Source organism: Neisseria sp. HMSC073G10 (assembly GCF_001812605.1).
In the GTDB taxonomy this organism is placed as follows: domain Bacteria; phylum Pseudomonadota; class Gammaproteobacteria; order Burkholderiales; family Neisseriaceae; genus Neisseria; species Neisseria subflava_A.
The window spans coordinates 140,551-154,837 of sequence record NZ_KV809536.1 but is presented as its reverse complement, the minus strand read 5'-3'; the positions used below and the strand labels follow the sequence as shown (position 1 = coordinate 154,837).

15 protein-coding genes are annotated in these 14,287 nt (G+C 50.0%); 6 read left to right on the top strand and 9 right to left on the bottom strand.

The window, feature by feature from the left end; translation table 11 throughout:
• Window positions 1–17 precede the first annotated feature (17 nt).
• The gene (ribF, locus tag HMPREF2865_RS08855) at window positions 18–944 is read right to left on the bottom strand and encodes a bifunctional riboflavin kinase/FAD synthetase (protein WP_070646777.1); all 927 of its coding nucleotides are present in this window, start codon (window positions 942–944) and stop codon (window positions 18–20) included.
• A gap of 123 nt (window positions 945–1,067) precedes the next feature.
• The gene (locus HMPREF2865_RS08850) at window positions 1,068–1,457 is read right to left on the bottom strand and encodes a hypothetical protein (RefSeq protein ID WP_049331430.1); all 390 of its coding nucleotides are present in this window, start codon (window positions 1,455–1,457) and stop codon (window positions 1,068–1,070) included.
• A 161-nt stretch (window positions 1,458–1,618) separates the two neighbouring features.
• On the opposite strand from HMPREF2865_RS08850, the gene HMPREF2865_RS08845 reads away from it, so the two are divergent.
• From HMPREF2865_RS08845 to dapC, 4 genes are all read left to right on the top strand, one after another.
• Complete coding sequence (locus HMPREF2865_RS08845; protein ID WP_070646776.1) at window positions 1,619–2,494, top strand: YoaK family protein; 876 nt, start codon at window positions 1,619–1,621, stop codon at window positions 2,492–2,494.
• A gap of 217 nt (window positions 2,495–2,711) precedes the next feature.
• On the top strand, window positions 2,712–3,392 hold the full coding sequence (locus tag HMPREF2865_RS08840) for a YiaD family glycine zipper/OmpA-like lipoprotein (protein ID WP_004520099.1): 681 nt from the start codon (window positions 2,712–2,714) through the stop codon (window positions 3,390–3,392).
• A 340-nt stretch (window positions 3,393–3,732) separates the two neighbouring features.
• Entirely contained in the window at window positions 3,733–4,905 is a 1,173-nt protein-coding gene (locus HMPREF2865_RS08835; RefSeq protein ID WP_004520097.1) for an NAD(P)H-dependent flavin oxidoreductase, read from the top strand.
• Window positions 4,906–5,026: 121 nt separating this feature from the next.
• Window positions 5,027–6,217 carry a succinyldiaminopimelate transaminase gene (gene dapC, locus HMPREF2865_RS08830; protein ID WP_070646775.1) on the top strand — a complete coding sequence of 397 codons (1,191 nt, stop codon included), beginning with the start codon at window positions 5,027–5,029 and terminating at the stop codon, window positions 6,215–6,217.
• Window positions 6,218–6,270: 53 nt separating this feature from the next.
• Here dapC and HMPREF2865_RS08825 read toward each other — a convergent pair whose 3' ends face one another.
• The 7 genes from HMPREF2865_RS08825 to HMPREF2865_RS08795 all read right to left on the bottom strand — a co-directional run bounded on the left by HMPREF2865_RS08825 (window position 6,271) and on the right by HMPREF2865_RS08795 (window position 10,596).
• Window positions 6,271–6,441 carry a rubredoxin gene (locus HMPREF2865_RS08825; protein ID WP_070646774.1) on the bottom strand — a complete coding sequence of 57 codons (171 nt, stop codon included), beginning with the start codon at window positions 6,439–6,441 and terminating at the stop codon, window positions 6,271–6,273.
• Window positions 6,442–6,525: 84 nt separating this feature from the next.
• Window positions 6,526–7,617, bottom strand: a complete 1,092-nt coding sequence (locus HMPREF2865_RS08820; RefSeq protein ID WP_070646773.1) for an acyl-CoA dehydrogenase family protein — start codon at window positions 7,615–7,617, stop codon at window positions 6,526–6,528.
• A gap of 124 nt (window positions 7,618–7,741) precedes the next feature.
• Complete coding sequence (locus HMPREF2865_RS08815; protein ID WP_039862234.1) at window positions 7,742–8,290, bottom strand: carboxymuconolactone decarboxylase family protein; 549 nt, start codon at window positions 8,288–8,290, stop codon at window positions 7,742–7,744.
• A gap of 149 nt (window positions 8,291–8,439) precedes the next feature.
• Window positions 8,440–8,862, bottom strand: a complete 423-nt coding sequence (locus tag HMPREF2865_RS08810) for a YidB family protein (RefSeq protein WP_070646772.1) — start codon at window positions 8,860–8,862, stop codon at window positions 8,440–8,442.
• Between the two features lie 162 nt (window positions 8,863–9,024).
• Window positions 9,025–9,480: a Holliday junction resolvase RuvX gene (gene ruvX, locus HMPREF2865_RS08805; RefSeq protein ID WP_070646771.1), complete on the bottom strand. Its 456-nt coding sequence runs from the start codon at window positions 9,478–9,480 to the stop codon at window positions 9,025–9,027.
• Window positions 9,473–10,021 (bottom strand): YqgE/AlgH family protein, encoded by a 549-nt coding sequence (locus tag HMPREF2865_RS08800; protein ID WP_003680465.1) that lies wholly within the window; start codon window positions 10,019–10,021, stop codon window positions 9,473–9,475. The genes ruvX and HMPREF2865_RS08800 overlap by 8 nt, the downstream gene beginning before the upstream one ends.
• Window positions 10,022–10,050: 29 nt before the next feature.
• Complete coding sequence (locus HMPREF2865_RS08795) at window positions 10,051–10,596, bottom strand: CreA family protein (RefSeq protein WP_070646770.1); 546 nt, start codon at window positions 10,594–10,596, stop codon at window positions 10,051–10,053.
• A gap of 173 nt (window positions 10,597–10,769) precedes the next feature.
• Between HMPREF2865_RS08795 and HMPREF2865_RS08790 the strand changes: the two genes are divergently transcribed.
• Together HMPREF2865_RS08790 and HMPREF2865_RS08785 are read left to right on the top strand one after the other, a co-directional pair.
• Window positions 10,770–12,569 (top strand): peptidoglycan DD-metalloendopeptidase family protein, encoded by a 1,800-nt coding sequence (locus HMPREF2865_RS08790; protein WP_070646769.1) that lies wholly within the window; start codon window positions 10,770–10,772, stop codon window positions 12,567–12,569.
• 215 nt (window positions 12,570–12,784) lie between these two features.
• Window positions 12,785–14,257: a S41 family peptidase gene (locus tag HMPREF2865_RS08785; protein WP_036490379.1), complete on the top strand. Its 1,473-nt coding sequence runs from the start codon at window positions 12,785–12,787 to the stop codon at window positions 14,255–14,257.
• Window positions 14,258–14,287 lie beyond the last annotated feature (30 nt).

Sequence of the window (14,287 nt, the reverse complement as noted above, 5' to 3'; positions counted from 1 at the left end):
AGCTTCTAGAAGCGTTTCTATGGCTTCCAAACCTTTGCATCTTCCATATCTTGCAAAATTTGGGTTTTCAATGCTTCGATACTCTCAAATTTTTTCTCGTCACGCAGTTTGTGCAGGAAGCGGACGAAGATGCGTTGGCCGTACAAATCGCCGTTGAAATCGAACAGATGGACTTCCAGCTTTTGCGAGCGGTTGTTGCTGACAGTGGGGTTAAAACCAAAGCTGGCCACGCCCCGGCGCGTACCGAATGCGCCGTCTGCTTCGACGACAAATACGCCGCTTAGCGCATAATGATATGGGGGAAGCTGGACGTTGGCGGTAGGCGCGTTGATGGTGCGGCCGAGCTTTTGCCCGTGCTTGACCTTGCCGCTTAACACGTAATCGTGCCCCAACAGTTTTTTGGCGTATTCCAACTTGCCGTCTGAAAGGGCTTGGCGGACGGCGGTACTGCTGGTGCGGATGTCTTCAACGATAACGGACGGCGTGCGTTCGGTTTGCATATCGGGCTGTTGAGCCAAGAGCTCAAAACAGCCTTCACGGCCGGCACCGAAACGGAAATCGTCGCCAATCAACAAATAACGCGTGTTAAGCGTTTGGCGCAAAAGCTGGTCGATAAACGCTTGTGCGCTCATATCGGAGAAAGCTTGGTTAAAACGCAAGACCCAAACGGCATCCACACAACCGGTTTCACGCAAAAGGCGCAATTTGGTACGCAGTGGACTGATGCGATAAGGCAGCTTTTTCCCGGCTTTGCGCGCAAAAAATTCTTTGGGCTGAGGCTCAAAAACAACAACGACAACAGGCAGACCCCGCTGGTCTGCCTCTCGTTTGAGTTTTTGTAGAATATGTTTGTGCCCGAGGTGTACGCCGTCAAAGTTGCCGATGGTTACGGCGGCTCCTTGCGGAAATTTGGGCGCGTGTCGCTGTCCAAGCCAGATGTTCATGGGTGGTGGGTATTGTGTTTGAATAGGCGGCTATTGTAAACGTTATTGCCGTTTCAATAAACCTTAGGCCGTCTGAAACCAATAAATATATGCTTTCAGACGGCCCTAAAGTTTGTTAATACCTTACCACCACCAAGGATAACGGCCAAACGGATAGCCCCAATCGTCGTAATAACGATAGTAACGGGCTTCGCGCAGCTGTTCTTGAGAAATATAGTTTTGCCATGCCATTTTGTAGCAGGCTTGGAACATCGGATCGGAAACTTTGTCGATATATTTGAGGCGGAAGGCTTTTTGTTCCGCAGTTGCGGCACCGGGTTTGCCTTCTTCGTCAAATTTGCGGCGGATCAGCGCGGCAGTCTCCTGATCGCATTGGGCAGCAAGATGTACTTGAAGATCCTGCTCATAGCGTTTCTGCGCTTGGGCGCGTGCGGCTTTTTGCTCAGGCGTGGTGGCGCAGGCGGCAAGTAATGCGGCAGCACCAATCAATAAAGTCAGGCGGATAGGATTCATCGGATGTTTCCTTATAGTCATGTATAGCTATTAATGTACGCCCTCATCTTGTAATGGGCAAGTGTGGCAACTTGGGGACACTTTCATATTATTTGTTCTTGGCAGCAGGCAGTTGCATATAAAATACACCCAATATAAATGCTCGCTCCTACCCTCAATCAATGAACGACGACAAACGGCCCCACTCTTACCGACCGCGCCACCATAGGCAACACACGCCGCCATTTTGGCAGGCGGATCGCCCGTACCTGCACGAACACAATATTTCCGATGCCCGTTTCAGACGGCTAGGCTACATCATGGCCTTTCTTGCCGGTGCGATTAATGCCGGCGGTTACTTCGCATTCTCACGTTATACCTCCCACGTTACCGGCTCAATGTCGCTGTTGGCAGATGTTTTGTATCTTCAAGAGTGGAGTGTGGCCATTATTGCCACAATCAGCGTGTTGTGTTTTGTTGCCGGAGCCGCGCATTCGGGCTGGGTGATTTTGTGGACGCAGCAAATGCGTTTCCGTGGCAGCTTTGGATTTTCCATGTGGCTGGAAGCAGTTTATCTGTTGATATTCGGTTGGTTCGGCATTGCCGCGATGGAATGGAATTTTGGCGGCTCTGATTTTATTATGCCGTCTTTAGCATTGTTTTTATTGTGCTTTATTATGGGCATGCACAATACGGTTATTACGCTTCTTTCCGGCGGCGCCATCCGCTCCACCCATATGACCGGCACGGCAACCGATTTGGGCATTGAAATTTCACGCGCACTTTATTATTCCAAACAACATCATCCGCGCCTGCCGCACGTCCGCGTCAACAAACCGAAAATGTGGCTTTTAAGCGGCTTGATGCTGTCGTTTTTACTGGGCGGCGTGGTTGGCGTATGGGGTTATCATTTGGTCGGCCATCATTTCGCCCTGCCCGTTTCCGCCGTTTTGTTCATACTGGGTGCAGGTTCAGTGGGATACGATGTCAAGGTCAGATTGAAATGGGCATTCGTCAACTGGTATCGCCGCAAAAAGAAAAAACGGAAGAAACTGTAAAAAACTTTGCTTGTTATTTCGCGGCAAAATGACCAAACTGTCGGAGAAATGCAGAAATGCTTCAGAATTATGTTAACTGGCAAATATTTTCGTAATATCGGGTTAAACCCATTCTTTTGCGTTTCGGATATTGGGTATCATAAATCCGTAATGACCCACGCGGTTTTTATTCATTTTTTCAGACGGCCCGGGCCGTCATCTAAAAAGAGGATACGACATGAAATTCTTGAAACCCCTGACCGTTATTGCCACTGCGATTCCTTTGGCGCTCACCGGCTGTGTAACTGATCCTGTTACCGGCCAACAATCCGCCAGCAAAACCGCCATGTACGGTTTGGGTGGTGCGGCTGTTTGCGGCATCGTTGGTGCGCTGACCCATGGTGGTAAAGGCGCGCGTAACTCCGCATTGGCTTGTGGTGCAGTAGGTGCCGGTATCGGCGGTTACATGGACTACCAAGAGAAAAAACTGCGTCAAAGCCTGGCCAACACCAACATCGAAGTTGAACGTCAAGGCAACCAAATCAAACTGGTTATGCCTGAAAACGTAACCTTCGCTACCGGCAGCGCTGCCCTGAGCGGCCATGCTCAAAGCGCCTTGTCTGCTGCCGCGCAAACTTTGGTTCAATATCCTGACACGACTTTGACCATCAACGGCCACACCGACAACACCGGTAACGACGCCATCAACGAGCCATTGTCTCGCAACCGCGCCGAATCTGTTGCCACCTTCCTGCAATCCCGTGGCGTAAGCAGCACCCGTTTGAGCACTTTCGGTTACGGCTCCCGTCAACCAATCGCCTCCAACGCTACTGTTGAAGGCCGCGCACAAAACCGCCGCGTTGAAATCTTGATCAACCCTGACCAACGCGCCATTGATGCCGCTAAAAAACAAATGTAATCCGACATCTGTCCGATTCCCATACTTAAGGCCGTCTGAAATTTCAGACGGCCTTTTTCTCTGTAGATTTTGTTTGCAATTTCTCCTCCTCAATTCAATCCATCATAAAATTTATTCCTTTATTAACAAGACTTTTCAATTTTTCCTTCAAAAAAACTGTATTAATACTCTAATTTTTACATTAACTTAGAGTATAATTCCTAAAATTTTAAAAACACGCCTCATGCCGTCTGAAAAACGGCGGCGAAAAACACACTTATTTATATACACATCAGCCCGTTATCCAATCCATTTCATAGGATTTCAGACGGCACCATCCAGAATCTATGAAGGAGCATCCATGCAAAACAACTTTGACCCATTGATTATCCGTGGCAAATCACTGATTCCCGTCGTACAAGGCGGTATGGGTGTAGGCGTTTCCGCATCAAAACTCTCCAGCGCGGTTGCGCGCGAAAACGGCGTAGGTACCATCGCCAGCGTCGATTTGCGCCACTTGCACGAAGATTTGCTGGCCGAATCAAAAATCGATTCCAGCGAAGAAAAATACACCCGCCTCAACTGCATCGCGCTTGACCGTGAAATCAAAAAAGCCAAAGCCGATTCAGAAGGCAAAGGCATGATTGCCGTCAACGTCATGAAAGCCGTCAAAGACCATGCCGCCTACGTCCGTCAGGCCTGCGAATCTGGTGCAGACGCGATTGTGATGGGCGCAGGTTTGCCTTTGGATTTGCCGGAAATGGCCGAGGGCTACCACAAAGATGTCGCCCTTTTCCCTATTTTGTCCGAATCACGCGGCATCAACATCGTTTTAAAACGTTGGATGAAAAAAGGCATTTTGCCCGATGCCATCGTTATCGAACACCCAGCCCACGCAGCCGGCCACTTGGGCGCGGCAACCGTTGACGGCGTGAACGATGCCAAATTCGAGTTCAAACGCGTTATTGAAGAAACGTTTGAAGTATTCAAAAACTTGGGCTTGGAAAGCGAAAAAATCCCGTTGGTACTCGCCGGCGGCATGGCAAACTTTGAAAAAGTCAAAACAGCCTTGAAAAACTGGGGCGCGTCCGCCGTTCAAATCGGTACCGCGTTTGCCGTGACCGAAGAAGGCGATGCCCACATCAACTTCAAGAAAACGCTGGCCGGTGCGGAAACCGAAAAAGTGGTTGAATTCATGTCTGTTGCCGGTTTGCCTGCACGCGGCGTGCGCACAAAATTCCTCGACAACTACATCAAACGCGAGGCCAAATTGCAAGCCAATGCCAAAAACGATCCGCGCCGTTGCACACAAGGCCTGAACTGCCTGACCAGCTGCGGCTTGCGCGACGGTTTGGCCAAAGCCGGTCAATTCTGTATCGACATCCAACTTTCTGCGGCATTCCGCGGCGAAGTCGATAAAGGCCTGTTTTTCCGCGGTAAAGACCCATTGCCGTTTGGCAACGCCATCCGTACGGTTCAAGAAACCATTCATTATCTTTTGAACGGTTCCCTGCCCGTCGTCCCTGCCAAATAAACGCATCAATATTCAAAAGGCCGTCTGAAAAACATTTAAACCCTGTTTTCAGACGGCCTTTTTGTCCCAATCCATCTAAAAAATGCTAAGATTATTGCCTAATTTATCCGGCAGAAACATCATGAACCCATTATTAAACCATCTCAAACCCTATCCTTTCGCCCGCCTGCGTGAAGCCATGCGAGGCATTGATGCACCCGAAGGCGTGACGCCCATTCATCTGCAAATCGGCGAGCCGAAACACCCGACGCCCAAAGTCATCACCGACGCGCTGACCGCCTCCCTGCACGAACTGGAAAAATATCCGCTGACCGCAGGCCTGCCCGAACTGCGCCAAGCCTGCGCCGAATGGGTGGCCCGCCGTTATGATGGTTTGAAACTCAATCCCGACAATGAAATCCTGCCGGTATTGGGCAGCCGGGAAGCTTTGTTCTCTTTTATCCAAACCGTTTTAAATCCGGCTTCAGACGGCCCCAAACCGGTCGTTATCAGCCCCAATCCTTTCTATCAAATTTACGAAGGCGCGACTATTTTGGGCGGCGGCGAAATCCATTTTGCCAACTGTCCGGCGCCCAGCTTCAACCCTGATTGGAGCAGTCTGCCCGAAGACGTATGGCGGCGCACCAAAGTCCTGATCGTCTGCTCGCCCAACAACCCGAGCGGCAGCGTCCTGCAATTAGAAGACTGGAAAGAAATTTTTGATTTGCAAGACAAATACGGCTTCGTTATTGCCTCTGACGAATGCTATTCCGAAATCTATTTTGACGGCAACAAACCAATCGGCGGCTTGCAGGCTGCGGCGCAATTAGGACGCGGCACGCGCAACATTATTATGTTCACCAGCCTGTCCAAACGCTCCAACGTCCCCGGTTTGCGTTCCGGCTTTGTCGCAGGCGATGCCGAGTTGCTCAAAAACTTCCTGCTCTACCGCACCTACCACGGCAGCGCGATGAGCATTCCCGTCCAACGCGCCAGCATTGCCGCTTGGAACGATGAAGAACACGTCATTGCCAACCGCCGCCTCTACCAAGAAAAATTCGACCGCGTCATTCCGATTTTGCAACAGGCATTCGATGTCAAACTGCCTGACGCGTCGTTCTACATTTGGCTGAAAGTTCCCGATGGCGACGACTTGGCATTTACGCGCAACCTGTGGCAGAAAGCCGCTATCCAAGTGTTGCCCGGCCGCTTCCTCGCCCGCGATACCGAGCAAGGCAATCCGGGCGAAGGCTACGTCCGCATCGCTTTGGTTGCCGATGTAAAAAGCTGTGTTAAAGCGGCTGAAACCATGGTTGCTTTATACCGCCGATAAAACAAAGGCCGTCTGAAATTTCAGACGGCCTTTTTATTAAATAATCGGGTAATTTATATGGTGAAGTCCAGAAGGTAGAAATCTTCTTTACCTACGCCGCATTCAGGGCATTTCCAGTCGTCGGGGATGTCTTCGAACTTGGTACCTGCCGGCAGGCCGTGTTCGGAGTCGCCGACATCTTCATCGTAAATCCAGCCGCAAGGGCCGCACATATATTGAGCCATTTTGTGTTCCTTCTATTTTAAAAGGCCGTCTGAAACCGTATTTTCAGACGGCCTTTCGTGTGTTTTATTGTTGATATTTTGAATTTATTGCGCTGCTTCCAAAGCGGCGATTTCTTTGCGTAGGTGTTTGATGGCCGGTGTTACGATGGCGACAAACATGGCCTCGCGGACGCGGCGTTGCGCCGGACTGCGCATCAGATAACCTTTCGCGCCTGCATGCAATGCGGCAGATTGAGTGGCGTTCAATGCCAATACGGCAGCCGCTTCACGCAGTTTCAAGGTTGCCAGCGTATCAGGTTTGTTGTTCCACGCCTCATCGGCAAGACGTTCGGTTTCCACCCATGCGTCGTCCAACGCAGCTTTCAAATCATCGTAGCTGTGGTCGAGGTAAGCGTTCACTTCAGCGTTTACCACGTTGGCCATGCGGATAATGCCGAGCGCACCGTCAATCACACCGGCGCCGATACCCACTTGCAGCAAGATGAAACCGGCTTTAATGGTCGGAATATAAGACTGGAACTGCTCAGGCGAAGCAATCACATCTTCATCGGGAATAAACACGTCTTTAAAATTCAGGCTGTAAGTGCGCGTGCCTTCCAAACCGCAAAACTCAGGGCAATCTTGCAGGGTAACGCCTTCCCATTGACCGCCGGTGATAAACATCACATAGCTGTCGCCGACTTGGGCGGTATTCGCCCAAATGTGGTCTTCGCCGATATTGGATACCCAAGGCAAAGCGCCGTTGACTTTGTAGCCGCCTTCAACGCGCTCGGCTTGCAGATTGTGTTTTTCAATACCGGCAAGGTGTTTGACGGTATTGGACATGCCCGTACCAGCCAAGACTTTGCCCTGCAGAATATCGGCTAAGTATTTGTCTTTGACCGCTTGGTTGGGCGATTGATGCAGATACCACGCGCAAGCCGCCTGACACCATGCGCTGAACGAAGTCGCACCGCATTCTTTACCGATTTCGCGCAATACGGCGATTTGCGTTGCCAAACCCAAACCGTTACCGCCTTCTTCAACCGTACCGGTTGCGGCAAAACCGCCGATTTTGCCCAATTCCAGCATAAATTCTTTCGGGTACAGACCTTTGCGGTCGATGTCGTCCACCAATGGTTTTAATTTGTTTTTAACAAGTTCGGCAACATTGTTCAGTAAAGCTTCGCGTGTCATGATTTTTTCCTCTGAATAAGGTTTGAAGCGTAGATGGTTCTACTCATGAATTATTCTTGGCAACAAGGATATCCTTGCTTTTTACTAAAAGGCCGTCTGAATTTTCAGACGGCCTTTGATGAGATTAGGCAAATGCCTGCAATTCAGGGTTTATTTCAGTTTTGGCAAGGTTGTTGACGTAGTTGCACAAGGTTGCCAAAGCAACGCCCATAACTACTTCAACGGCTTGCTGTTGGTTGTAACCGGCATCGAAGAATGCTTTCAGCTCGTCGTCGGATACCGCACCTTTTTTCGCCATAACGGCTTGGGTGAATGTCGCCAAAGCACTCAGTTTGGCATCGTCAAACTCACCCGCAGCCAACGCGCGTGCGGCTTTGATGGATTGTTCGGACAACAGTTTTTTCAGGGTAGCCAGTTTAGTGTGGCCGGCAACGCAGAAACCGCATTCGTTGGTACGGGCGGCGATAATTTGGACAACTTCGACTTCGCCGTCAGTCAGGCTGTTGGCCGCATTCAGCTTGCCAACTTCTTGATAAAACGCCAAAGCTTCAGGCGCATTGGCCAAAACGCCGATCAGGTTAGGAATAAAGCCGTTGTTTTTCAATACGGCTTCAATGCGTGGTTTAGCGGCTTCAGGAGCGGTTTCGACTGTGTGTATGGTCAAGCGGGACATGTGTATAACCTTCTTATCTGGTGAAATGAAGTGCACATCATAAGCCATCCGTCTCCATCAGAAAAAGACTTATTGGTTATTTACCGCGAACCAAAAGTTATAAGGCCGTTTGAACGGATTCAGACGGCCTTATCAAATGATTCAACTCATTATTTCATAAAGTTTTTCAGTAGCATAGAAGCGATGTCGTCCAAGCCGAAGCCATCCGCATCTTGAGCCGTGCCGTTAGGCGTCGCTTTATCGACCAAGTCTGGCAACACTTTTGCCAACAAATCGCCTGCTTGGCCGGCATCCACGCCGAATTTTTGCGCGATTTGGTTTACCGTATCGCTACCCAAAGCATTTTGCAGGTCGCTGCCGGACACAGGCAGGTTGCTGGATTGGTTGGAAATCCAGCTGCTCAGGGCATCGCCCAAACCGCCTTGTTGCAGTTGGTTGATCAGGTTGCCCACGCCGCCTTGCTGTTTCACCAAATCCATCGCCATATCGGTCAGAGAACCTTGTGCGCCGTTTTCGCTGTTGCCACCCAACATTTGAGTAGCCGCATTCAAAAGATTGTCCATGAGTGCCATAACTTTTTCCTTGTATTTGTGTCTAAAAAAGAAAACGGAGTGTAGCAAAATTTGTGCTGAAAAAATTAGGCTTAACCAAACTAAACCTCTTTTATCCCAAAGCCGTAACAAAACAAAGGCCGTCTGAAACCCATTTTCAGACGGCCTTTATGATAAATAACGCTATTCTTCGCGGCCATTGAAAAACTCGGCCGCGCCACCTTCAAAAAAGCCTTGCAAAATCGCCTGTGCGGCTACTTGGTCAAGCACGGATTTTTGTTTTCGACCAAAAACTTGGGCTTCAGCAAGCAGGCTTTCCGCGTATAGGGAAGACATCCTTTCGTCCACCCAATAAACCGGCAAATTAAAACGTCCGTGCAAACGGCGGCCAAACTTGCGGCTCAAACGGGTCAGCTCATGCTCCGTGCCGTCGGTATGCGTCGGCAGGCCGACCACAAAATACTTGGGTTGCCATTCTTTGACCAGCTTGGCAATGGCCTCGAATTTTTCATCATTGCTGTTGCCGGTTACCGTTGCCAGCGGATGGGTCATGCCCAACTCGGCATCGCCCTGCGCCACGCCGATACGCGCCTCGCCGAAGTCAAAGGCCAAAACCGTGCCTTTTGGTGCATCAGGCATGGCCGACTCCTGAAACCAAGGCGTTCGGATTAACGCCCAATTTTTCAAAAGCGGCGGCATAACGAAGTTCGTATGGCACATCAAAAAGAATATGCTCGTCCGCAGGGACGGTCAACCAAACATTTTCTGCCAGCTCGCGCTCCAACTGCCCTTTGCCCCATTTTGAATAACCAATACTGATCAAAGCCTTGTCCACCGCACCTTCTTTAGACAAGTTTTCAATTACATCGCGCGAAGAAGTCAACGCCACATTATCAGTTACCACCATGCTGTTTTGCCAGCGACCGATCGGCGTATGCACGACATAGCCGCGCTCAATCTGAACCGGCCCGCCCATCATCACGTTTTCATGTTGCAGGCGCAATGGGATATTGCGGTCGGCGGCGGCGAAAATCATGTCCATGGTAATCGGCGAAGGCTTGTTGATGACGATGCCCAGCGCACCTTCTTCATCGTGTTCGCATACATAAATGACCGTATCCGTAAAAAACGGATCGTCCATATGAGGCATGGCAATCAGGAAATGGTTGGCTAAATTCATATTCTTCTTAATCTATTAAGCTGATTTTATTATTTTTGTCCGTCGGCAACCGGCGCGTCCACCACGCACGCACCGTAAACCGCGCCGCCTGCCGGTACCGGCGTATCGGTTTTCGCATGGGCAAAACACGATACCGCGCTCAAAGAGTTTTTCGGCGAACCTTGAACGATTTTATCGCTGTATACCAAATAAGCAAAAGACTTACGTTTCGGATCGTAGTAGCGGATAATCTGTTGGCTCTTAAATGCTATGCTGGCACTGCGTTTGAACACTTGTCGCGGTTTCAAAACCGCAGCCTCGTTATAACGGATGACTTCCGCACTTTGTACACAGGAAACCGATGCGTCGCTGGCATCTTCTTCCAGATTGACCGTTTCTTTCAAACCGCCTTTTTTTGCGTACGAAATATAACAGGCAATCCCCTGCACATCAGGATCGTCAAAACCTTCCACTTCAATACGGTCGTTTTTACCCAGCATATGAAACACCGTACTGGCGCGTCCGATTTTATCGGTATTGTCACCGCAAGCCGCCAAAACCATGGCGCCCAACACTACTAATAAATATTTTTTCATAATATCCTGTCGATGCAGACTGTCAGTTTCCAGGCAGACTAAACCCCGTCCGCCCACTCTATCGTTACTATATAAGACCGTTCGTCCATATTGCAACCCGATATTATTTTCAGACGGCCTGACAGACAGTATAATCCGTCCTATTGTTCCTACTTTGATAGCAAGATCGAACCATGCGTTACAAACCCCTCATTCTCGCCCTGTTGCTCAGTTTCTCCCTGCCAACCTATGCTGCCAAAGACGCGCCGAAAGAAAAAGCGGCTGCCGTCAAAAAAGCTGCGCCCGTAAAAAAAGAGAAAGAAGCTGCTAAGGCAGATGTAAAAAAAGAAACCTCAAAAAAACAAGCGGTAAAAGAAAAAGAGGAAGACAAAAAAGCGGTTAAAGCCAAAGCTGCCAAAGAGAAGGAAACCGCCGACAAAAACGAACGCGCTTCAGCCAAAAACAAAACGGCTAAAGCCGCCGAATCCGCTGCCGACAATAAAAAGGCCAACCGTAAAGCCGAAGAGCCTAAAGAAACAGCAAAAGACAAAAAAGCCGCAGCTGCAAAATCCGGCAAAGCCAAAGAACAAGACAAAAAAACTGCTGAAGATAAAAAAGACAGCAAAGCCAAAGAACCCGTAAAAAAAGAAGAACCTAAGGAAACCAAAGCCAAAGAACCTGCTAAAAAAGCTGTTGACGACAAAAAAGACACAAAAGCCAAAGAGCAAAACAAAAAAGCCGAGCCTAAAGTTGAGCCCAAAGCCACTTCTTCAGCCGACAACGATTTCAAAGCAGCCGTAACTGCCGCTGCCAACGACATGGAAACCAAGAAATCCTTTGCCAAACGCAACGAGGGTTTCATTATCCATGTCAATGCCACGCTCAAACAGCTGCAACAAACACGCAACAACCTCTCCGGCATCAACCGCAAACAACGCGACGCATGGGAAAAATTCCAAAAACTCAATGCCGATGCCAACCAGTTGAAAGCCGAAGTGTCCAACACGCGCGCCCAAATTTCGCGCTTTGTGTCCGGCAACTATAAAAACAGCCAGCCCAACGCGGTCGCCCTCTTCCTGAAAAACGCCGATGCCGGTCAAAAAACCCGCTTTCTGCGTTACACGCGTTATATCAACAACGCCAACGACCAAGTCATGAGAGACTTGGAAAAACAACAGAAAGAGCTGGCAGCGCAAGAGCAAAAAATCAACAATGAATTGGCCTACCTGAAAAAACTGCAAGCCAATATTCAGGCTTCATTGCGTCAACAAGGCGTAACCAATACCGCCGAACAAGCCGAAAGCCGCCGTCAAAACGCGCAAATGGCCAAGGAAGCGCAAAAGAAAATCAACCACAGAGAAAACGAGCAGCGCCTCAACAATCTCTTGAAAGATTTGGAAAAACGCAAAGCCGAGCAACGCAAAGCCGAAGCCGAAGCACGTAAAAAAGCCGCAGAAGCCCGTTTGGCCGCCGCTGAAAAAGCCCGCAAAGAGCAGGCTGCCGCCCAGCAAAAAGCCGAAGCCGAACGCGCCGCCATGTCCACGCTAACTGACGAAGACATGAAACTGCAAGCCCCGAACACCCAAGGCTTTACCGTCAGCAACGCCAACAGCTTCAGCCGTATGCAAGGCCGTCTGAAAAAACCGGTCAACGGCACACTGGCAGGTCTGTTCGGTCAAGACCGCGGCGATGGCGAAGTTTGGAAAGGCGTGTTCTACAATACTGTTCCTGCTCCGGTCAGCAGCATTGCCTCAGGCACGGTTACTTTTGCCGGCGAGCTTGAAGGCTACGGCAAAGTAGTCGTTCTCGACCACGGCGACGGCTATGTCAGCATTTACTCCGGCCTGAACGAAATCGACATCGCCCAAAACTACGCCGTCAATGCCGGCAGCAAGATTGGCACCAGCGGCACTTTGCCGTCGGGCGAAACCGGCCTTTACCTTGAAGTCCGCTACAACGGACAAGTCATGAATCCGCTTTCATGGATTAACTGATGCTTCAGACGGCCTGAGTGAATTTTCCCCTTCAGGCCGTCTGAATTTTCATCATAAACTACAATAAAACACGATTTTCACGCCTGTTCAGCACATTAAACAACAAACTTTTACCTTAAACTTATTGTTCCAAGCGTTTAAATCACATAAAGTCAACGGGTTCAGAGAAAACAAAAACCACTTTGCTTACCGTACACAAAAAGAAAGTCAAACGAATGTCAACAAAATCCACTTTGAAAAAAGTTGCAATCTACACTCTCGGCGCATTTAGCGGCATCGCCCTCAGTCTGAGTGTACAAAGTTTTGCCGCCGAAAAAGACAAAAAAGACAACGAGGCTCTGCCCGTGCAAACCATCCGCACCATGGCAGAAGTGTACGGCCAAATCAAAGCCAACTATTACCAAGACAAACCCGATGCCGAGCTTTTTGAAGGCGCAATGAAAGGCATGGTGTCCGATCTCGATCCGCATTCCGAGTATATGGACAAAAAAGGCTATGCCGAAATGAAAGAATCCACCAGCGGCGAATTCGGCGGCCTGGGCATGGAAATCGGACAAGAAGACGGCTTCGTCAAAGTCGTTGCCCCGATTGAAGACACTCCGGCAGAACGCGCCGGTGTGAAAAGCGGCGACTTCATCGTCAAAATCGACAATACCTCTACACGCGGCCTGACCGTCAGCGAAGCCGTCAAAAAAATGCGCGGCAAACCGGGTACCAAAATCACCCTGACCCTTTCACGCAAAAATGCCGACAAACCCATCGTCGTCAACCTGACCCGCGCCATCATCAAAGTCAAAAGCGTGCGCCATCATCTGCTTGAAAAAGACTACGGCTACATCCGCGTCTCCCAATTCCAAGAGCGCACCGTTGCAGCGCTCAACGAAGCCGCACAAGCCCTTGTCAAAGAAAACAAAGGCCCGCTCAAAGGCATCATCCTCGACTTGCGCGACGACCCGGGCGGCCTGCTCAACGGTGCAGTCGGCGTATCCGCAGCCTTCCTGCAACCTGACGTAACTGTTGTCAGCACTAAAGGCCGCAACAAAAAAGAAGGCATGGTACTCAAAGCAACTGCCGAAGACTACATTACCACCAGCGGCAAAGACCCGTTGGCCGGATTGCCTGCCGAGCTGAAAACCATTCCTATGACCGTCCTGATTAACGCAGGCTCAGCCTCCGCTTCCGAAATCGTTGCCGGTGCATTGCAAGACCACAAACGCGCCGTCGTCGTCGGCACACAAAGTTTCGGCAAAGGCTCAGTACAGACCCTGATTCCGCTTTCTGGCGGCAGCGCAGTCAAACTGACCACCGCCCTTTACTACACGCCAAACGACCGCTCGATTCAAGCGCAAGGCATTGTTCCTGACGTTGAAGTCAAAGACAAAGACCGCGCCTTTGAAAGCCGCGAAGCTGATTTGGTCGGCCATATCGGCAATCCGCTGGGTGGCCAAGACGTCAACAGCAGCAACGAAACGCCTGCCAACACAGAAACCAAAGCCGATAAAGACAAGTCCAAAAAAGACAAAGACGAAGACATCTCCAGCCGCCGCATTCCCAATCCGGCCAAAGACGATCAGCTCCGCAAAGCCTTGGACTTGGTGAAAAATCCAGCCGAATGGCAAAAATCTTTGGGCTTGGCAGCGAAAAAACCTGCGCCGAAAAAAGATGCAGATAAAGACAGTAAAAAATAAACCTGTTATTTCTCAATAAAAAAGGTCGTC

What these genes read in the sequence shown, in the direction of transcription:
- ribF (WP_070646777.1), bottom strand. Translation starts at nt 944, where the DNA reads ATGAACATCTGGCTTGGACAGCGACACGCGCCCAAATTTCCGCAAGGA.
- HMPREF2865_RS08850 (WP_049331430.1), bottom strand. Translation starts at nt 1,457, where the DNA reads ATGAATCCTATCCGCCTGACTTTATTGATTGGTGCTGCCGCATTACTT.
- HMPREF2865_RS08845 (WP_070646776.1), top strand. Translation starts at nt 1,619, where the DNA reads ATGAACGACGACAAACGGCCCCACTCTTACCGACCGCGCCACCATAGG.
- HMPREF2865_RS08840 (WP_004520099.1), top strand. Translation starts at nt 2,712, where the DNA reads ATGAAATTCTTGAAACCCCTGACCGTTATTGCCACTGCGATTCCTTTG.
- HMPREF2865_RS08835 (WP_004520097.1), top strand. Translation starts at nt 3,733, where the DNA reads ATGCAAAACAACTTTGACCCATTGATTATCCGTGGCAAATCACTGATT.
- dapC (WP_070646775.1), top strand. Translation starts at nt 5,027, where the DNA reads ATGAACCCATTATTAAACCATCTCAAACCCTATCCTTTCGCCCGCCTG.
- HMPREF2865_RS08825 (WP_070646774.1), bottom strand. Translation starts at nt 6,441, where the DNA reads ATGGCTCAATATATGTGCGGCCCTTGCGGCTGGATTTACGATGAAGAT.
- HMPREF2865_RS08820 (WP_070646773.1), bottom strand. Translation starts at nt 7,617, where the DNA reads ATGACACGCGAAGCTTTACTGAACAATGTTGCCGAACTTGTTAAAAAC.
- HMPREF2865_RS08815 (WP_039862234.1), bottom strand. Translation starts at nt 8,290, where the DNA reads ATGTCCCGCTTGACCATACACACAGTCGAAACCGCTCCTGAAGCCGCT.
- HMPREF2865_RS08810 (WP_070646772.1), bottom strand. Translation starts at nt 8,862, where the DNA reads ATGGCACTCATGGACAATCTTTTGAATGCGGCTACTCAAATGTTGGGT.
- ruvX (WP_070646771.1), bottom strand. Translation starts at nt 9,480, where the DNA reads ATGCCTGATGCACCAAAAGGCACGGTTTTGGCCTTTGACTTCGGCGAG.
- HMPREF2865_RS08800 (WP_003680465.1), bottom strand. Translation starts at nt 10,021, where the DNA reads ATGAATTTAGCCAACCATTTCCTGATTGCCATGCCTCATATGGACGAT.
- HMPREF2865_RS08795 (WP_070646770.1), bottom strand. Translation starts at nt 10,596, where the DNA reads ATGAAAAAATATTTATTAGTAGTGTTGGGCGCCATGGTTTTGGCGGCT.
- HMPREF2865_RS08790 (WP_070646769.1), top strand. Translation starts at nt 10,770, where the DNA reads ATGCGTTACAAACCCCTCATTCTCGCCCTGTTGCTCAGTTTCTCCCTG.
- HMPREF2865_RS08785 (WP_036490379.1), top strand. Translation starts at nt 12,785, where the DNA reads ATGTCAACAAAATCCACTTTGAAAAAAGTTGCAATCTACACTCTCGGC.